The sequence below is a fragment of the Bifidobacterium sp. 2450 genome (genome assembly GCF_041900695.1).
GTDB classification, from domain to species: Bacteria; Actinomycetota; Actinomycetes; order Actinomycetales; family Bifidobacteriaceae; genus Bifidobacterium; species Bifidobacterium longum.
Map to the genome: position 1 here is coordinate 1 of NZ_JBHEEA010000023.1, position 19,656 is coordinate 19,656.

The 19,656-nt window shown below is 58.1% G+C and carries 18 protein-coding genes; 8 read left to right on the forward strand and 10 right to left on the reverse strand.

What is annotated here, in order from left to right:
• Positions 1–54: 54 nt before the first annotated feature.
• The 9 genes from ACEUKI_RS10135 to rpmH form a co-directional block, all read right to left on the reverse strand.
• Positions 55–1,239 (reverse strand): IS256 family transposase, encoded by a 1,185-nt coding sequence (locus ACEUKI_RS10135; protein WP_131218582.1) that lies wholly within the window; start codon positions 1,237–1,239, stop codon positions 55–57.
• 304 nt (positions 1,240–1,543) lie between these two features.
• Positions 1,544–2,935 (reverse strand): ParB/RepB/Spo0J family partition protein, encoded by a 1,392-nt coding sequence (locus tag ACEUKI_RS10140; RefSeq protein ID WP_374156837.1) that lies wholly within the window; start codon positions 2,933–2,935, stop codon positions 1,544–1,546.
• Positions 2,935–3,906: a ParA family protein gene (locus tag ACEUKI_RS10145; RefSeq protein ID WP_179133550.1), complete on the reverse strand. Its 972-nt coding sequence runs from the start codon at positions 3,904–3,906 to the stop codon at positions 2,935–2,937. Before ACEUKI_RS10145 ends, ACEUKI_RS10140 begins: the two co-directional genes overlap by 1 nt.
• Before the next feature lie 250 nt (positions 3,907–4,156).
• Positions 4,157–4,822, reverse strand: a complete 666-nt coding sequence (gene rsmG, locus ACEUKI_RS10150; RefSeq protein ID WP_144169305.1) for a 16S rRNA (guanine(527)-N(7))-methyltransferase RsmG — start codon at positions 4,820–4,822, stop codon at positions 4,157–4,159.
• A 148-nt stretch (positions 4,823–4,970) separates the two neighbouring features.
• Positions 4,971–5,504 (reverse strand): R3H domain-containing nucleic acid-binding protein, encoded by a 534-nt coding sequence (locus ACEUKI_RS10155; protein ID WP_144169306.1) that lies wholly within the window; start codon positions 5,502–5,504, stop codon positions 4,971–4,973.
• Between the two features lie 122 nt (positions 5,505–5,626).
• Positions 5,627–6,634, reverse strand: coding sequence for a membrane protein insertase YidC (yidC, locus tag ACEUKI_RS10160; RefSeq protein WP_080785679.1), 1,008 nt, complete (start codon positions 6,632–6,634; stop codon positions 5,627–5,629).
• On the reverse strand, positions 6,631–6,948 hold the full coding sequence (gene yidD / locus ACEUKI_RS10165) for a membrane protein insertion efficiency factor YidD (protein WP_032685026.1): 318 nt from the start codon (positions 6,946–6,948) through the stop codon (positions 6,631–6,633). The genes yidC and yidD overlap by 4 nt, the downstream gene beginning before the upstream one ends.
• Positions 6,945–7,304 carry a ribonuclease P protein component gene (gene rnpA / locus ACEUKI_RS10170; protein ID WP_080785678.1) on the reverse strand — a complete coding sequence of 120 codons (360 nt, stop codon included), beginning with the start codon at positions 7,302–7,304 and terminating at the stop codon, positions 6,945–6,947. Before rnpA ends, yidD begins: the two co-directional genes overlap by 4 nt.
• Before the next feature lie 32 nt (positions 7,305–7,336).
• Positions 7,337–7,471, reverse strand: coding sequence for a 50S ribosomal protein L34 (gene rpmH, locus ACEUKI_RS10175; protein WP_007054596.1), 135 nt, complete (start codon positions 7,469–7,471; stop codon positions 7,337–7,339).
• A 318-nt stretch (positions 7,472–7,789) separates the two neighbouring features.
• On the opposite strand from rpmH, the gene dnaA reads away from it, so the two are divergent.
• From dnaA to ACEUKI_RS10215, 8 genes are all read left to right on the forward strand, one after another.
• Positions 7,790–9,292, forward strand: a complete 1,503-nt coding sequence (gene dnaA / locus ACEUKI_RS10180) for a chromosomal replication initiator protein DnaA (protein ID WP_080785677.1) — start codon at positions 7,790–7,792, stop codon at positions 9,290–9,292.
• A 734-nt stretch (positions 9,293–10,026) separates the two neighbouring features.
• Positions 10,027–11,151, forward strand: coding sequence for a DNA polymerase III subunit beta (gene dnaN / locus ACEUKI_RS10185; protein ID WP_115769872.1), 1,125 nt, complete (start codon positions 10,027–10,029; stop codon positions 11,149–11,151).
• A 27-nt stretch (positions 11,152–11,178) separates the two neighbouring features.
• Positions 11,179–12,417, forward strand: coding sequence for a DNA replication/repair protein RecF (gene recF, locus ACEUKI_RS10190; RefSeq protein ID WP_115769871.1), 1,239 nt, complete (start codon positions 11,179–11,181; stop codon positions 12,415–12,417).
• Positions 12,414–12,884: a DUF721 domain-containing protein gene (locus ACEUKI_RS10195; RefSeq protein ID WP_008783054.1), complete on the forward strand. Its 471-nt coding sequence runs from the start codon at positions 12,414–12,416 to the stop codon at positions 12,882–12,884. Before recF ends, ACEUKI_RS10195 begins: the two co-directional genes overlap by 4 nt.
• A gap of 132 nt (positions 12,885–13,016) precedes the next feature.
• A complete protein-coding gene (gyrB, locus tag ACEUKI_RS10200; protein ID WP_179133549.1) occupies positions 13,017–15,155 on the forward strand; it encodes a DNA topoisomerase (ATP-hydrolyzing) subunit B in 2,139 nt (712 codons plus the stop codon).
• 67 nt (positions 15,156–15,222) lie between these two features.
• A complete protein-coding gene (gene gyrA, locus ACEUKI_RS10205; protein WP_080785671.1) occupies positions 15,223–17,874 on the forward strand; it encodes a DNA gyrase subunit A in 2,652 nt (883 codons plus the stop codon).
• A 69-nt stretch (positions 17,875–17,943) separates the two neighbouring features.
• Positions 17,944–18,510 carry a DUF3566 domain-containing protein gene (locus tag ACEUKI_RS10210; RefSeq protein WP_115769868.1) on the forward strand — a complete coding sequence of 189 codons (567 nt, stop codon included), beginning with the start codon at positions 17,944–17,946 and terminating at the stop codon, positions 18,508–18,510.
• Positions 18,511–19,016: 506 nt separating this feature from the next.
• Positions 19,017–19,238, forward strand: coding sequence for a hypothetical protein (locus tag ACEUKI_RS10215; RefSeq protein ID WP_179133548.1), 222 nt, complete (start codon positions 19,017–19,019; stop codon positions 19,236–19,238).
• Between the two features lie 54 nt (positions 19,239–19,292).
• Here ACEUKI_RS10215 and ACEUKI_RS10220 read toward each other — a convergent pair whose 3' ends face one another.
• Positions 19,293–19,541 (reverse strand): transposase, encoded by a 249-nt coding sequence (locus ACEUKI_RS10220; RefSeq protein WP_374156838.1) that lies wholly within the window; start codon positions 19,539–19,541, stop codon positions 19,293–19,295.
• Positions 19,542–19,656 lie beyond the last annotated feature (115 nt).

The following is a 19,656-nucleotide window of genomic DNA, read 5'->3' on the forward strand; positions in this document are numbered from 1 at the left end:
GGTAGTGCCCGAACTCTTGCGCACTTTGGTCTTCGCCCGTCCCTGTGGCGGTGATCAGTTCGCTGCTGGTACGGTCTCACCGAGCCTTGACATGTCGAGGTAGCGGCGCGTCGACCACTCGTCGGATGTCACGTAGCGGACCCTCGCGCAGACGAGCATCAACGCGCTGCGTCCGTCGGGGAACGAGCCGACCACGCGGGTCCTGCGCCTGATCTCGCGGTTGAGCCGTTCGATCATGTTGTTGGTGCGGATCCGACGCCTATGCTCGCGCGGGTAGTCGTCGAGCAGGTAGGTCGTGGTCTCGCCGATGCCCTCGCGCAGGCATTTGGCGGCCTCCTTGAGTTTCCTGGATTCCATGTCCCGGGCGACGGATTCGGCCTTCTCCAACGCCTTGTCGCGTGATTCCATGGAGAACACGGCCTTCAGTGCGTCGGCCGCCCAGTCGCGGTTCCCGGGGTTGACCCTGGCGAGTATGTTGCGCTCGAAATGCACCATGCACCGCTGGTAGCGGGCATCGGGCAGCAGCTCGCCCGCGGCGGCGACCAGCCCCGCGCACCGATCTCCCGTCACCAGTCTCACGCCCTTGAGGCCTCGTGCGAGCATGCCTTTGATGAATTCGCGCCAGCTTTCCGCGTCCTCCTTCATGCCCTCGGCCACCGAAAGCACCTCGCGCCGCCCGTCCATGCCGACGCCGATGGCCACCAGGATGCTCACGTTCTCCACGGACCCGCCCCAGCACCTTTTGTGCCACACGCCGTCCATGAACAGGTACGGGTAATCCTGTTCGAGGGGCCTGCCCCGCCATGCGTCGATATCCGCATAGACGCGCTTGAGCTTGTCGCTCAGGGTCTGCGAGGGCATGCGGTCGCCCCACAGGAGCCGGCTGACATCATCGACCTGGCGGGTGGAGACGCCGGCCAGGTACATGTCGATCAAGGCCTCCTCGACGCTCTCCTCACGCCGACGGTATCGTTCGATCACGGCCGACTCGAACACCGCGCCCTTGAGTTTCGGCACTTTCAGGCTCATTTTGCCGGCCTTGACGGTCAGGTCGCGCTCGTAGTGGCCGGCCCGGTACGCCTTGCGGTCCCCGCTGCGCTCGTAGCGCGCGGCGCCGGTGATCTCGTCGGCCTCGGCGTCGAGCATCGCGTTCAGGGTCTCCTCGACGCTTTTGCGGACCATCCGGTCCAGGGTGGTTTCCAACATGGCCTGGTCGACCTGTAGAATCTGCTGTGACATGGCTTCGTGCCCTCGTTTCCAATCGCGGTTTTCTAATGTCTGGCGACTGAAAATCGTACACAGGACACGGGCCATGCCCCTATCTCAAGCCCAAACCAAAGTGCGCAAAATCTCAGGCGTTATCACAGCGCGGGCATACGCCCCTGCCAGGAATCACGCAGAGGCTATAACGTCTTGCGCATACAACGCACTGCACAGCAATAATGCCGGCGACAGCGACAAGCCGATACAATGCCAAGCGACAACGCTAAGCATCGGTGTTGTCGCTGACGATGCCGGCGACAACACGAATGTTCGTATCGCGTTACACCCATTTGGAATCGGCATCGCCTTGACTCGGCACCAGCAGCTGCAGGATACGATCCATATCCTCTGGTGACGAGAAGACGATTTCGATGCGACCATGCCTGGTGCTGCCCTTAATCGACACCTTGGTATCGAAATGATTTTCCAAACTCTGCTGGATAGCGGAACCAACCCAAGGATTGGTCTTAGACGTCTTAGGCTTCTTCGGCTGCTCCCCCGACGCAATCTTCATGGCGACGATTTCTTCGGTGCTGCGTACAGAAAGACCTTCCGCAATAATACGAGAAGCCAGCTTGTCCATTTCCTCCGGATCGCTCAGGCCCAATAGCGCACGCGCATGACCGGACGATAGCACACCGGCAGCCACTCTCTTTTGCACAGAGGCCGGCAGGTTCAGCAGTCGCAAGGTATTGGCGATTTGCGGGCGAGACTTGGACACCGACTTGGACAGTTGTACTTGTGTCAACCCGAACTCTTCAATCATCTGCTGGTAGGCAGCCGCCTCTTCCAGCGGATTCAAGGCCACACGGTGCAAGTTTTCCAGCAACGCATCGCGGAGCATATCATCATCCGCAGTGGTTTTGACGATGGCGGGAATCGTCTCCAACCCAGCCAACTGAGAAGCACGCCAACGGCGTTCACCCATAATGAGCTCATACGGGCTGTCCAAATGACCGGCAAACGGATTCGTGCTGGATTCCGTCTCGTCGTGCTTGGCGTCTTTGGCCGCAGCAATCTGGCTTGCCGGACGCTTGCGCACGACTATCGGTTGCAGCACACCAACTTCTTTAATGGAAGCAGACAGCTCATTCAACTCATCCTCGTCGAAGATGGTACGAGGCTGATGTGCATTGGGCCCGATATCAGACAGTTTGAGTTCAGCCAGATAACCACCGGCTACCGGCTTGAGCTCGTCCTTCTTATCTGTGTCAGCGGTCTTTGCCGCCGATGCAGTCAAAGATGTTTCACGGGAAACATCTTTGACAGTGACGGATGTACGATGTGCCGTCTGACGCGCAGACGACTTGCCGCCCTGCTGAGGTGCGGCGACCTTACCGGTTTGAGGTTTCTCCGTACCGAAAAACAGGTCGCTAGGATGAGTAATGGTATCCAATGCGGGCATGGATGCACGTTTACCGGCGGCTTTCTTGGCTGCCTTGCTGGACGATACCGTCTGAGGCGCGGCAGGCTTTGATTCCTGCTGGGCAGTGGCCTTCTTGGCGGGGGTTATGTCAGCAGTGGCCTTCTTGGCGGGGGTTATGTCAGCAGTGGCCTCCGGAGTAGACGAATCCTCCGCAATCATTGCGGGCTGTTCCGCCACCGGCTCCTCCCCTGGCAATGTGGGGAACAAAGCGCCAAGGCCCTTACCGAGTCGTGATTTTGATGCCATTACTTGTTCCTCCTCGCATCAATGGTGTCAAGGACTTGTTGCGAACGCTGTGCGATTTCCAAAGCTGCTTCACCATACGATATGGCACCTATGCCACGAGGGTCATAGGCAATCACCGATTGGGAGAAACTCGGCGCTTCGGAGATCTTGACTGAACGCGGGATGGTGGTATTCAGCACAATGCTGGGATAGTGTCCCTTAACCTCGTTATATACTTCACGGCTCAATAGCGTTCGACGATCGAACATCGTGACGAGCATGGTGGACACCAGCAGTACGGGATTGAAATGCTCTTGCACCAAACCAATCGTGTTAATCAGCTGGCCAAGACCCTCCAATGCGTAATACTCAGCCTGAATAGGAATCAGCATCTCGGTCACTGCACACATGGCGTTGATGACCAAGAGGCCCAAGCTGGGCGGGCAATCAATAAACACGTAATCATAGTGTTTATCTGATTGACGTAGGTAGAGGTCTAGGGCCTCCTTCAGCAACGTGTTTCGGTTGGGCAGATCAACCACTTCCAACTCAGCACCGCTGAGATCGATTGATGCAGGCACAACATCAAGTGTGGGAAAATCAGGACAGACCGTGATAACATCACCCAGATCGGAACGCCCCTCGATAACGTCATAGACCGAGGGCTCTCCCAATGCATGAGATACACCCAACGCCGTAGAGGCATTGCCCTGCGGGTCCATATCGATGACCAACACCTGCGCGCCCTTGTTCGCCAGCGCCGCAGCGGTGTTTACCGTGGATGTGGTTTTACCCACTCCCCCCTTCTGGTTGGCCACGGCGATACGACGAGTCCGTTGAGGCTTTGGGAAATCGGTTTTCTTGAGTACATCGTACCGTGAGCTTTCATCAGCCATTTGGCTACCAAGCACTGAACCGTGACCATCGAATATTCGCTGAAGCGTTTCGGAAGCCGATTCTATAGGTTCCGACTGATGATCCTTGGTGGCCATCGCTCCTCCTTGCACAGACGTAAGTTCCAGTGTTCTCATTCGTATGGACATGATGCTCGTTATCCACAATTGCGATATGCAATGTGGATAAGTGTGGATAAGTGTGGATGACGCTGAGTGTTAGATTGTGTATTCACAGACGAAAGACATTGAAAAATCACTGTTTTCATCATTGTGCACATCGTCCCGTAAAAATGTGGACAACTTTAACGCACATATGGAAATGTGGATAACTCAATCAGTACTCCACTCATCGCTTATCTACAATCACCACGTGGGTAGGCTCAAGATCCGGTCCGACAGCCGCCTCAACGACGCGTGGACGACGACCACCGAATTTTGCAATCTCCTTGCCAGCCTTGTCGATTTCAGCCTGAGCAGACCGTCCCTTCAGTGCGATCAACTGTCCTGACGGTTTCAGCAACGGCAACGTCCAGCCGGAGAGTTTGGTCATAGGAGCAACCGCACGACACGTGACAACAGCGAACGGATGAATTTCCCGCTTCCGTACCTGCTGGATGACGGCATCGGAGCGTCCACGAATAATCTCAACGTTCTGCAGTTGCATCAAGTCAACACATTCATGCAACCATTCGATTCGCCGCTCCATTGGTTCAATCAGCGTGAAGTCATGATCCGGCAAACACGCGGCAGCCACCAATCCAGGAAAACCACCACCACTGCCGACATCGGCAACTGTTTTGAAGCGAATACCATTCGTCGCATTCCGAACGTACGGCACAATCGCAGCGGAATTCAGAATATGCCGTTCCCAAATGATATCGACGTCACGGGGGCCGATCAATCCACGAGGTTCACCCTCTTCGGCAATCTTGGCATAGAAACACTCCAACTTCGGCAACGCATCACCCAAGACCTCAGCAAGTACAGGTGACCCCTGCAGCTGATCCGTCATAGCCATCTCCCTCACCATGTTTCACGTGAAACAATCAACATGGAAAAGGCGTCGCTCATTACGACGCCATTCTCCCTGCGGTCACTCCTGTTTGTTTAGAGACGACATCCGTTGAGCGTCTCTGTCATCTCAAAAACTCGTCGACCTATTACTCCTGATCAAGCTCGTCGTCTTCGGCAACATCCTCGACTTTGTTCTTGAGATACACCGTCACATAACGATGAGGCTCCTCACCGTGCGAGCGAGACTTCAGCCCCCCTTCCCGAACCACATCGTGAACGACTTTACGTTCGAAGGAATTCATCGACTTCAAGTCATACGGCTCGCCGGAATCCTTCACTGCGTCAATGGCATCCAGGGCGATATCACGGAGGTGCTGACGCTTGCGCTTCAGGAAACCGTCGACATCCACAATCAGATGGGAACGCTCGCCGGTCTTCTGCTGTACAGCCAGACGAGTCAATTGCTGCAGAGCATCAACGACTTCACCATTACGGCCAATAAGATGTTTGATGTCGGTATCGTCATCAGCAACGATTTGCACGGTGGGGCGGTCATTACGCACGCCCATCTCAATGTCGCCCTCATAGTCGGCGATATCCAGTAGGCCTTCAAGGTAATCCGCGGCGATGTCAGCCTCTTCGTTGAGCTGGTCGATCGACTTCACGTCATCCTGTGCCATACGCTACTCCTTCATGTCGTGTTTGAATTCCAAGTCTAAGCCCTGCCCCCCGAACAGAGAAAGTAATGTCGGTGCGTGTTGAATGTTTCACGTGAAACATCGAACTCGCACCGACATAGTCGTCACTTCTTTTTGCGCTTACGCACGGGCTGTTGACGCTGATAGCCCTGAGTGGCCTTATGCTCGGCCTCTTCCTTGGCCTTGGCCAATGCTTCTTCTTCCAGAGAGGGCAGGCCGGCCTTTGCGCGGCGAGCATTCTCATTACGATGATCGCGCTTCTCCTTGTCCGCCGCAGCCGGAGAGCCAGGGGTCGGGAATGCGTACACCTGCCACAATGTGCGGCAGAGGTTGCACACGTTGTTGGTCAGCCAGTAGACCAGCACGGCGAACGGCATGGTGGCACCGGAGAAGACGTACATCACCGGGAAGAGCCACAGCATAGCCTTCTGCATGGTCTCGGTCTGTTTGTTCATCGAAGCAGCTGCCATGTTGCGCTTCATGCTGAAGTACTGCATAAACCACAGGCAGAAGCACATCAGGAACACAAAGATACCGATGACCGCCTTGCCACTAGTGGCAGCACTGGTGAAGTTATCGGTCACGCTGACAATGCCGAACACATCGGTTTGAGTGAATTGCTTGGCGGTTGCTACGTCGAACGCGCCCAACGCATCGCGTTTACCGTTGGCAATGTATGGAATGGCGGACAGCGTGTAGAACATGGACATGAACACCGGGCCCTGAATGAGCATAGGCAAGCAGGAGCCAGCCGGATTGGCGTCATTGTCTTGATACAGTTTCATGGTTTCACGACTCATGGCTTCCTTGGAAGCCTGATCCGTCTTACCTTTGTACTTGTTCTGAATACGCTGCATCTTCGGCGCCAATGCCTGCATCTTGCGCATCGACTTCATCTGCTTGTAGAACAGCGGGAAGATACAAGCCTGCACCACCAGCACCAGGATGATAATGGCAAGCACCCATGAGACACCAATCGGGCTCATGCCCAGCATCACGAAGAAGTCATGCACGATCTTCATGATCCAGGTCTGCAACCACTCAACGGGAGTCAGGATTTTATATAGAAATCCCCAAAACCCGCTATCAAGCAGAAATTCATTTGAGTTCATCGTTGGGCCTCTCTTTGGGTTGTGGCCAATGGTGTCAGTCGGGGCTCTTCATGAGCCTTCGACCACGAAAATCTGTAAAAAATGGAATACCGTTGTGGAACATCGTCGATTCCCCCACGACTCCACGGCCGGCAACGCAGTAATCTCAGCACGGCGAGCACTCCCCCTTTGAACGCGCCATACCGTTCCAATGCCTCAATGGCATAATTCGAGCACGTTGGATAATACTTGCAACAAGGCGGTGTGTTTGCCGAGATGTGCTGTTGATACCAGCGCACCCCACCAATCATCACCGCCTTGAAAGAAGCTGTCATGCCTCAGCCACCTTATGCGCCACTGTGGCAAAAGCCTTCGCGATCTGCCGATCTAGCGAAGCGAACGATGCGGTCGCGGCACTGGGCTTGGCGCGCAAAACGATATCGCAATGCGCGGGCAGCAGATCCTCATGGGCTCTGGCCGATACACGAAACCTACGCTTCACCGTATTACGGGTGACCGCATGTCCTACCGATTTGGAGACAGCTAATCCCAAACGGCGATGCACCGTCCGGTCGTCATCATCATGATGGTCGTCGGGCACTAAATAGTGCACGACGATATCCTTGCCACCTGCTTTGCGCCGGCGTTTCAGCACGGTGACGAAATCACGATGGCTTTGAAGCCGCTCCACCTCGACTATGCCTGTGGCACTGATCGGAATGATCAGGCGGAGAGGGACTTGCGGCCCTTGGCACGACGACGGTTGATCACCGCACGGCCAGAACGGGTGCGCATGCGCAGGCGGAAGCCGTGCTTCATGTGGCGACGACGGTTGTTCGGCTGGAACGTCCTCTTCATAATCCATTGCTCCTAGGTCTATTCGGCAACGCTTCGCGCTGCCCTCACGTGAGTCAAGCTATACCAAAGTACTCTCACCCCTACCCTCAAGTCAAAACGGACGGAGTATTTTCACATTTCGACACGTTGCAAGACACGCCACAAATCTCTTACAATCGGCGGAATACCAACCATTCACGGCCAAAAGTTATCCACAAATTACATGTTTGTTATTCACAATCCAGTTATTTCAACACGCGACACGGTGGATAACTTGTCTAAACCAGAGTAAATATTATCTGTTGTACATATTTCGCCACAGCGACAGAAGGGGCCACCATGGTTAACGCTTCCGGCGACCCCGTAATCGAGGCCGCCCACATCTGGTCAGACACGCTGACGGTGCTCAAACACAGCGCTTCGCTCAGCCCACGAGAAAAAGGCTGGTTGGAAGGCGTTGTTCCTGAAGGCGTCTTCGGTTCGACCATCGTGCTGTGTGTGGACAACAACGACACGCTTCAAGCCATTCAGGGTGATTTGAACGGTTCCCTGCTTCAGGCATTACGTACGGTAACCGGCGAAAATATGTTTCCCGCGTTCAAGGTCGTGCCGAAAACCGAGCCCGAACCGCTTTCGGAGGCAAAGCCGGCGCAGCCATATCCTTCGGAAATTTCTCCGACTGTCGCCGAGTTCGGTAAAGAATCCTATGGTGCAAAGCCGGTAGCCGCACCGCGGGAACCGATGCCCGCCACCGAGCCGCAGTTCCCGGTCGGTCAGCAGAAGATGAATCGCGATCCCGAGACTCATCTCAATAAGAACTTCACGTTTGATTCCTTCGTGCCCGGCGATTCCAACCGTTTTGCCCGTACGGTCGCACTGGCCGTGGCTGAAGGTTCCGGTCAGGATTTCAACCCGTTGTGTATCTATGGCGGATCGGGCCTGGGCAAAACCCACTTGCTGAACGCCATCGGCAACTATGCACTGGTCAAGGATCCCGGACTGAAGGTTCGATACGTCACGTCTGAGGAATTCACGAACGAATTCATCGACGCGCTGCAAAACCCGAACCAAAGCCAGGGTCAGATTGCTGAATTCAACCGTCGATACCGACAGGTTGATGTGTTGCTTATTGACGATATCCAGTTCCTCGGCGGCAAGGAAGCCACCTTGGATCAGTTCTTCCATACGTTCAATGCACTGCATCAGGCAAATAAGCGTATTGTCATTGCTTCCGATGTGGCGCCCAAGAATTTGAAGGGTTTCGAGGCTCGACTCATCTCGCGCTTCGAATCCGGCCTGACCGTAGATGTCAAGCCGCCGGATCTGGAGACCCGAATCGCCATTCTTCGCATGATCGCCTCGATGAACGGTTCGAAAATCCCCAGCGATGTGTTGGACCTCATCGCCGAACGCTTCACCGAGAACATTCGTGAACTCGAAGGCGCGCTTACCCGTGTTACGGCCGTGGCCTCGCTGAGTAATCAGCCGGTGACCCGCGCCTTGGCCGAGCAGACGTTGCAGGACTTCTTCACCACCGATGTGGAAATCAAGCCCACGGACATCATCAGCCAGGTGGCGAAATACTTCCACCTGACGTTTGAGGATCTTGTCGGTAAATCGCGAACCAAAAACGTGGCTGTTCCTCGTCAGATCGCCATGTATCTGGCTCGCGAAATGACCAGTATGAGCCTGATGGATATTGGCCAGGTCTTTGGCGGACGCGATCACACCACAGTAATGCATGCCTGCACTCGAATCAGTGACCGAATGCAGCAAAAACAGGAGATCTATAACTACGTTATGGAGCTCACGGTTCGCCTCAAGCAAAGCAACACCAACTGACATAACGCTTCTGAGAGACGAAAAACGGCACTTTTTGGACTGACTTTCCGAAAAGTGCCGTTTTTGGTTGCTCAGGCGGATTCTGGTGGATACGTCGAGGCAACGGATTCGAGACATTAGATTCCTCATGGCTCCCCTTTGTGAGGGGATCTGTCATCGCAGACGACTGAGGGGAGTTTCGAAGGGGAACACGCAAAAAACTATGAAACGAGAGAATCGATTCTGAGGACCGATTTTGCGGGTTTGGGCGAGCGAGACGAAGAAAGTGCCGAAAACGGTCTCCAGAATCGATTCTCCTCGACGAAAAACAGCCTTCAACACGCCGTGCGAAAGTGCGAAAACCAAAAAAGTTATCCACATAGTTGTGCACAGATGTGGGTAAACTCGGCGGATAACTCGTGGATTACCCACTATTTTGTTGTGGAAAACTCGTGCATAACCGCGACCTCGATGTGGAAAACTCAAATTCGACGAACTGGCTGTGGAAAACTCGTCCACTTATCCACAAGCCATGCAGAATTTGTCCACAATTTTCAGGGACTTATGAACCGTTGCATTTGTAGGGCTCAACCCTACTTATCCACACTATCCACCGGCCTTATTATGGCGATTACTTACTCAGTTACGTGAAAAGCATCATCGCCGTAGTAACAGCCGGTCACCCATCGTACGTAAGTTCGCCACCTAACGGTTAGAATATTTCTCAGCCAATCCGACGAAGGGAACAATCACACATGAAAGTCGAAATCGATACCGCAGCCCTGGCCGACGCCGCAGCCTGGACCTCCCGAGTCATCGACGCACGTCCCTCCAACCCGATTCTCGCTGGCGTCAAGCTGGAAGCCATTGACGGAACGCTGCAATTCTCCGCCTTCAACTACGAGATTTCCGCTCGCCACCACATCGAAGCCGGCGTTGACGAAGCCGGTTCCGTGCTGGTTCAGGGCAAGCTGCTGGCCGATATCACCAAATCGCTGCGTTCGGAGAAAACGTACCTGGTCACCGACGGCTCCACGCTGACCATCACGTCCGGCAAGTCGAAGTTCACCTTGCAGCTCATGCCCGACACCGAGTACCCGGATCTGCCTGTAGTACCGGCCATGCTCGGCCAAGTCGATGCCCCGACTTTCGTTCAGGCAGTGAACCAGGCATGCGTTGCCGTCTCCCGCGAAGAAAACCGCCCGGTACTGACCGGCGTTCGCATGCAATTCCAAGGCGACAAGGTCGTCATGACCTCCACCGATCGCTTCCGTTTGGCCCGCGCCAGCTTCACTTGGACTCCGCAGAACCCGGACGTCGACACCACCACGCTGGTTCGCGGCTCCCTGCTCAAGGATGTGGCCCGTGCTCTTGACGAGCATCAGAACATCCGCCTTGATTTCGATGTCGATAGCCCGACGCTGCTCGGCTTCGAAAACGCCGGCCGCGTCTCCACCTCCCAGCTCATCGACGGTGAATTCCCGGCGGTCGACCGCCTGTTCGCCGACGAATACCCGATTCAGGCCGTAGTCAACAAGCAGGATTTGCTCGACGCCATCAGCCGTGTGGCTTTGGTCGCCGAACGCAATGCTCCGATTCGCATGACCTTCACCGGTCAGGAAGTGGCGCTGTCCGCCGGATCGGTCGACGAGGCTCAGGCCAGCGAAACACTGGGCATCGACATGGATGGCGACGACATCACCGTGGCATTCAACCCGTCCTATCTGAAGGAGGGTCTGTCCGCCGTGACCGAACCATTTGTGCGCATCAAAATGACGACCCCGGTCAAGCCGGTCGAGTTCAACGGCCAGCAGGAAGCTGATTCCGACGAGTCCATGGACTACCGATACCTGCTCGTGCCGATGCGCTTTAACAACTGAAATCCCTGAATTTCCAACGATTCGCTAATGCACATCTCCCGTCTCGCACTCGACCACTACCGCTCATGGAGTCAGGTAGTGGTCGATTTCGTACCAGGCGTGAATATCCTGTTCGGCAAGAATGGCCTAGGCAAAACCAATCTGGTGGAAGCCGTCGAAGTGCTGTCCACCGGATCGAGCCATCGCACGTCCAGCACGTTGCCGCTGATCGAACGCGGGCAGACCACGGCCACCATCCGCGCGAACGTCGCTGATGATGCCGGTCAAACCACTACGTATGAAGCGTCGATTCATGCGCGTGGTGCCAACCGAGCCCGCATCAACTCGGGGTCATCGCTGTATCTGCGCGATATCATCGGCAAGATTCCCAGCGTTTCCTTCACTCCCGAAGATCAGCGATTGGTGTACGGCGATCCGGGAGCACGCCGCACCATGATGAATCAGGCTGCGGCTCTGCTCGAGCCCGGATACATGCAGACGTTGCAACAGTTCACGCGCATTGCCAAACAGCGTGCCACATTGTTGAAGCAATTGAATGCCAATGCCAACAATGGCCAGCCGATGGATGCGGTTCTGAGCGGTTTGGAAATCTGGACCGGCCAGTTCATCGAAGCCGGTGTGGCGTTGACCCGTATGCGCGCTCATGTGATCGGTCTGCTTGCCGAGCCATTCGCCACGATTTACGCTGACTTGGCCGGTGCCGGCGAGCAGGTGACGCTCACATATGCGCCTTCATTCGACGAAGTGCTGATGTTCGACGATCCGTATCCGCAGATTAGCGAGCATTTCCAACGCATCTACCCCGGTGAAGTGGCTCGCGGCGTGAACCTTATCGGTCCGCAGCGCGATGACATGAACCTTGAGTTGGCCGGTATTCCCGCCCGCGAGTTCGCTTCGAACGGCGAGATGTGGACGATGGCGTTGGCCTTGAAAATGGCATTGTTCGAAATAGTGCGTGACCGGTTGGGATTGCAGCCGATTGTGATTCTCGATGATGTGTTCGCCCAGCTTGACGACAGCCGGCGCACGCAGATTCTTGATTTCGCCAGAAAACAGGATCAGGTGCTGATTACCGTGGCCGCTGAAGGCGATGTGCCCGACTATGAATCGGCCCATCGCATCGACGTGGCCGCACTGGTCGAACCAGCTTCCATGATATTGCCAACTCTGGGCAATTTGTCCGATTCACGGGAAAGTGAGAGTTTGGGTAGATATGACGAAAAAACCGCGGTGGACAGCGCGTCCGTAGAACGGAAAGTGTCATGAACCCGCCGATCGCCCGCCAACTCAACCTGGACGAGACCAAACTGCCGGCCGAAATATTCGAGCGGCTCTCCCGTCGCGGGGCGACCTTGAAGGACTACAGACGCCGCCGTGAAGAGGCCATCGAAAACTTCGGCAAACCGGGGCGCGATCCGGCTGAACTGGGCAGCGTGATGACCACCATCGCCGGCAATGGCGTCTGGGCGGCGAATATGAAGCTTGCACAATTGCGCAACCATTGGGACCAAGTGGTGGGGCAGGCCATCGCCAGCCATTCGGCAGTCGCCGATTTCACTGACGGCGTACTGACCATCCGTGCCGAATCCACGGTCTGGGCCACGCAGCTGACCTACCTTATTCCCCAACTCACCGATACCATCCGTCGCAATCTCAAAGGATTGACCATCACCGAGATTCGCGTGACCGGCCCGGCCGCCGGATACACACGCAAATGGGCTCGGCGGCGGTAGTCAAGATACCAAACAAATTCGCAGAAGCCTCGCTATGGCGCTCGTCGGGTTAGACGAGTAGAATCACATGCAGTATGGTCAAATGGTTAGAAGAGCCCTTTACGGGCCTCGTAAGCCATATCGCCTCCGTGAATGACCTTCATGACGGAGGTTGACCCTGTAGTCACGGAAGGAAGCCTGTTGGCAGACGAAACCAGCAAAGAGGAGCAGCTGAAGGCGGCTGCGGAACGCATCAACAATGCGGAATTGACCGAAGGCGAACTTGACGAATCCATGGCCCCCGAGCATTATGAGGCCTCCGATCTGAGGGTGCTCGAAGGACTTGAGGCCGTGCGTATCCGCCCCGGTATGTACATCGGTTCCACCGGCCCGCGCGGTTTGCACCACCTGGTCTATGAGATCGTCGACAACTCGGTCGACGAGGCGCTGGCCGGATACGCCAGCCATATCGAGGTCACCATTCTGCCGGACAACGGCATCCGTGTGGTGGACGATGGTCGAGGTATCCCGGTCGATGAGGTGCCCGGCGAGGGTGTCTCTGGTGTGGAGACCGTGATGACCAAGCTGCACGCCGGCGGCAAGTTCGGCGGCGGCGGTTATGCAGTGTCCGGCGGTCTGCACGGCGTGGGCATCTCCGTGGTCAACGCACTCTCCACCCGCGTGGACATCGAAGTGCGCCGTCAGGGCTTCCACTGGACCCAGACGTACATCGACCAGCACCCCACCGCGCCCTTGAAGCAGGGCGAGCCGATGACCGAAGGCGAGTCCACCGGTACGTCTGTGACTTTCTGGGCCGACCCGAAGATTTTCGAGACCACCATCTACGACTTCGAGACGCTGCGTTCCCGCTTCCAGCAGATGGCCTTCCTGAACAAGGGCCTCAAGATCAGCCTGACCGACGAGCGTGAGAACGACCAGGCCGGCGACGAGGTGGCCGGCGACGTCGCGGACGAGCCCGGCGCAAAGCACCAGACCGTCACCTACCAGTACCTCAACGGCATCAAGGACTACGTCGACTATCTGGTCAAGGTGCGCAAGGCCACGCCGGTGGAAGAGGACGTCATCAGCTTCGAGGCCGAAGACTTGAAGCTCGGCATCTCCGCCGAACTCGCCATGCAGTGGACCACTGCCTACTCCGAGGCCGTGCACACCTTCGCGAACACGATCTCCACCACCGAGGGCGGTACCCACGAGGAGGGCTTCCGCGCCGCGCTGACTTCGCTGGTCAACCGTTACGCGCGAGACAAGGGCATCCTCAAGGACAAGGACGAGAACCTCTCCGGCGACGACGTGCGTGAAGGCCTGACCGCCGTGATCTCCGTCAAGCTCACCAACCCGCAGTTCGAAGGCCAGACCAAGACCAAGCTCGGCAACTCCGAAGCCAAGACCTTCGTGCAGCGCGTGATGACCGACAAGCTTGGCGACTGGTTCGACGCCCACCCGGCCGAAGCCAAGAACATCATCCAGAAGGCCATCGAGGCATCCCGCGCTCGTCTGGCCGCCAAGAAAGCCCGCGAGAACACCCGCCGCAAGTCCATCTTCGAGTCCGCCGGCATGCCCGACAAGCTCAAGGACTGCCAGTCCTCCAACCCGGAAGAGTGCGAGCTGTTCATCGTGGAGGGTGATTCCGCAGGCGGCTCCGCCATCCAGGGCCGTAACCCGATCACGCAGGCCATCCTGCCGCTGCGAGGCAAAATCCTCAACACCGAGCGCGCCAGCCTGGACCGCATGATGAAGTCCGACACCATCGAATCGCTGATCACCGCGGTCGGCGGCGGCTACGGCGAGGACTTCGACATCTCCAAGGTCCGCTACCACAAGGTCATCATCATGGCCGATGCCGATGTGGATGGTGCGCATATCGCCACCCTGAACCTGACGCTGTTCTTCCGCTACATGCGCCCGATGATCACCGCCGGCTACGTGTACGTGGCCATGCCGCCGCTGTACCGCCTGAAGTGGACCAAGGGCCCGCACGACTTCGTGTACACCGACGCCGAGCGCGACCGCGTGCTCGCCGAAGGCAAGGCCAACGGACGCCAGCTGCCCAAGGGCGAAGGCATCCAGCGCTACAAGGGTCTGGGCGAGATGAGCTACCAGGAGCTATGGGAGACCACCATGGACCCCGAGCACCGCATTCTGAAGCAGGTGCACATCGAGGACGCCGCCGCGGCCGACGAGACCTTCTCGATGCTGATGGGCGATGAGGTCGAACCCCGACGCCTCTTCATCCAGCGCAACGCCAAGAACGTGCGTTGGATCGATGCGTAACGGAATCCTCCAACCTCCCTCGTCAGAGGGAGGTACACAACGGACTTAGACAACTAAAGGAACAACAGTGGCAGATGAAAACAACACCGGCGACGAGCAGTTCACGCCGGACGGCTCGATGGAGCCGTTGAGCCCGCAGGAGGCGGACACCACCGACTACGGCCTGATGGACACCGGCGAACGCATCCAGCGCAAGGACCTGCAGCAGGAGATGCGCGAATCCTACCTGGCGTACGCCCTCTCCGTAATCGTCGAGCGCGCCCTGCCGGACGTGCGCGACGGCATGAAGCCCGTGCACCGCCGCGTGATCTACGCGATGTACGACGGCGGCTACCGCCCCGATCGCGGCTACAACAAGTGCTCCCGCGTGGTCGGCGACGTGATGGGTAAGTACCACCCGCACGGCGACTCCGCCATCTACGACACCTTGGTGCGTATGGCCCAGTCCTGGTCGATGCGCAACATGCTCGTCGACGGCCAGGGCAACTTCGGCTCCCCCGGCGACGACCCGGCCGCCGCCATGCGTTACACCGAATGCCGCATGGCCCCGCTGGCCATGGAAATGGTGCGCGACATCGACAAGGACACCGTCGACTTCGTGCCCAACTACGACGGCAAGACCCAGGAGCCGACCGTGCTGCCGGCCCGCTTCCCGAACCTGCTCGTCAACGGTTCCGCCGGCATCGCCGTCGGCATGGCCACCAACATCCCGCCGCACAACATGCGCGAGGTGGCGGACGGCATCCACTGGGCGCTCGACCACCCGGACGCCAGCCGCGAGGAACTGCTGGAAAACCTGATCCGCATCATCAAGGGACCGGACTTCCCCACCGGCGCCACCATCCTCGGCCACAAGGGCATCGAACAGGCCTACCGCACCGGCCGTGGCCTGATCACCATGCGAGCCGTGGTCAACACCGAGGAAATCAACGGCCGTATGTGCCTGGTGGTCACCGAACTGCCCTACCAGGTCAACCCGGACCGTCTCGTCGTCTCCATCCGCGAGGCCGTGCGCGACGGCAAGATCCAAGGCATCGCCGACATGCGCGACGAGACCTCCGGCCGCACCGGCCAGCGCCTCGTGCTGGTCCTCAAGCGCGACGCCGTGCCGAAGGTGGTCCTGAACAACCTGTACAAGCACTCCCAGCTGCAGCAGACCTTCGGCGCCAACATGCTGGCGCTGGTCGATGGCGTGCCGCGCACGCTGAGCCTGGACGCCTTCATCCGCCACTGGGTGAACCACCAGCTCGACGTGATCGCCCGCCGCACCGCGTACCTGAAGCGCGAGGCCGAAGAGCGCGACCACATCCTGCAGGGCTATCTCAAGGCCCTCGACATGCTGGACGAGGTCATCGCCCTCATCCGCGCCTCCGAGGACACCGACACCGCCCGTACGGGCCTTATGGGGCTGCTGGACATCGACCAGGTGCAGGCGGACGCCATCCTGGCCATGCAGCTGCGCACGCTGACCCGCATGAACCGCGACAAGATCGTGGCCGAGCATGAGGAACTGCAGCGCAAGATCGCCGACTACATCGACATCCTCGCCAAGCCGGAACGCCAGCGCAAGATCATCGGCGACGAACTCGACGAGATCGTGGCCAAGTACGGCGACGACCGCCGTACCAAGATCCTGCCGTTCTCCGGCGAGATGAACGTCGAAGACCTGATTGCCGAAGAGAACGTGGTGGTCACCGTGACCCACTCCGGCTTCATTAAGCGCACCAAGGCCGACGAATACCGCGCCCAGCACCGCGGCGGCAAGGGCATCAAGGGCACCAAGCTGCGCGAGGACGACGTGGTGGATCACTTCTTCCTGACCTCCACGCACAACTGGCTGCTGTTCTTCACGAACAAGGGCCGCGTGTACCGCATCAAGGCCTACGAGCTGCCCGAGGGCTCGCGCGACTCCAAGGGCCAGCACGTGGCCAACCTGCTGCAGTTCGCGCCTGATGAGTCCATCCAGACCGTGCTGTCCATCCCGAACTACGAGGTGGCCAAGTATCTGGTGCTCGCCACCCGCTCCGGCAAGGTCAAGAAGACCCCGCTGGCCGAGTACGATTCCCCGCGTCAGGGCGGCCTGATCGCCGTGCGCCTCATGGCCGACGAGAACGGCGAGAACGCCGACGAGCTCATCGGCGCCGCGCTGTGCAACGCCGAGGACGACATCATCCTGGTCTCCAAGCTCGGCATGAGCCTCAAGTTCCAGGCCGACGACGAGCAGCTGCGCCCGATGGGCCGCCAGACCGCCGGCGTGCAGGGCATGAGGTTCCGTAACGGCGACAGCCTGCTGGCCATGGATGTGGTCCCTGGCGACTCCGACAAGGACCTGTTCGTGGTCACTAACGAGGGCTTCGCCAAGCGCACCGCCATCAGCGAATACCGTCTGCAGGGCCGTAACGGCTTGGGCATCAAGGCCGTGCAACTGGTCGAGGGCCGTGGTGCTCTGGTCGGCGCGCTCGTGGTGTCCGAAGACGATCAGGTCATGGCCATCATGAAGTCCGGCAAGGTGATTCGCTCCAACGTGGACGAAGTCAAGCGCACCGGGCGCAACACCCAGGGCGTGACCTTCGCCAAGCCCGACAAGGGCGACACGATTCTCTCCATCGCCCGTAACGAGGAGAAGGACGAGCCCGAGGACAGCGGCGATGCCGCGGCGAACGGCACCGCCGAGACCGCACAATCCGGCGAGAATGTGAACAACGCGGACGAGGCGTGAGCAGCGTCCTGAAAAGCTGGTAGCCTCGCATACAGCAGAGGCTACCGCCAAGCCTGTTAAGGAGAAACGATGAGCGAGAATCTCGAAGACAACGAGCCCCAGATCATACCGCCGGCAGTCGGCAATACGCAGAACGAGCATGTCGAGCCGCTGATCGGTACTGAGCACGCTCCCCGCGTGGCACGCTCCGTGTCCAGCGATCCGGAAGAATCCACGTTGCCTTCTTCAGGTGCCGCCACTCCCGTGCGTCCGGCACCTCGCCGTAGCGCCCCCAGGGCTCGCCGCATGAGCTTGTCGCTGACCCGCGTGGATGCTTGGTCCGTGGCCAAGGTGACGTTCATGCTGTCCATCGCCGTGGCGATTATTCAGGTCGTTGCCTCCGCGATCGTATGGGTGCTGCTTGATGTGGTCGGTGTATTCAGCCAGATTACGCAGATCGTGTCTTCCACCGGTCTTGATGCAGGCGGTTTCGATCTCAAGAACGTGTTGTCCCTTACCACTGTGGTCTCCGGCGTCACCATCTTCTCGATTGTCGAAGTGGTGATCTTCACCCTGCTGGCCACCATTGCGGCACTGATCTACAACGTGGTCAGCTCGCTGGTCGGCGGCGTGCACGTCACGCTCGGCGACGACTGATATAGCTATACTGACGGAGCTCCCCTCAGTGAACCGCACCCCGGTTGTTGGACTGAAGTAATTCAGATTCGATGATCGGAGGTGCGGTTTCTTATGTGTGGGGCTCGTAGGCGTCGTTGCTGGGCCGAGACTTGGGACTCCGGCGACGCTGGGGGTGGCAGGCGTCGGTGTTGGGACAGGTTTTGTATCTCTGACGACGCTGTGGAGGGCTTACCGTCGTCAGCGGTACAGATCTTGGCCCTCTGCCGACGCTGAGTGTGTGTTCTGTGTCGTTTGCGTCCAATTCTTGGCCCTCTGCCGACGCTGGGCAAAGCAAGCGTCGTTGCTGGGCCAAGTTTTGGACTGCCGCCGACGCGGAGAATGCACACAGCGGTGTTGGTCTGCCAGCGTGTGGCAGCTTGGCACCGTTGAGGAAGGTCTATGTGGTGTGGTTCCGCCAAAGGACTGGCAGGTTGGCACCGTTGGGGAAGTCATGAGTCCCATTCCAACCCATTACCATGTTTGGTATGGATACGCATATGAGCTTCGAGACTATGGCGCGCAAAGGTGGTATGCGCGTGGTGTTCTATGCGGTGCTCACGCTGGTTTTGGGTGCGCTTACCATTGCGGCGATTGCGGGCTTCGTGAACGGTGGTCCCGCTTTGCGTTATGCACTCTGTGGTTTTGCAGCACTCTTCGTTTTTGAGCTTATCCTTCGCCGCGCCCCGTGGGATTTCATACCTCGGTGATGGTATTGCTGCCTCGGGCCAATGCAAAACTGAGGCTTCTGCTGTTTTCGTGGGTTAGGTTCTTGGTTGTGGTGGGCGTATGTCGGGTCCGCCGCATCTGAGCATGACCAGGGCGATGAGGTTGGTGACGTGGTGGAATCCGTAGGCCATGCGGATGGTGGCCTTGATCCTGTTGTCGGACGCCTCGAGCCTGGCGTTGGAGTATCCCAGCCGGATCGTGCGCAGGATGTCGGGCCGGCGCCGCCGGATCTTCTTGGCGAGTTCGACGATCTCGGGTATGCGCGAGTGGGACGCCCGGAACACCCAACGGTTCAGTTCGCCGCGGCTTGGCCGATCGGGTGCTTGAGCAGGGTGCGCAGGAGTTCCTTGAGCTGCCATGCGCGGTAGAGCTGGCCCTTGGGGTCCGTGTCCCGCAGGC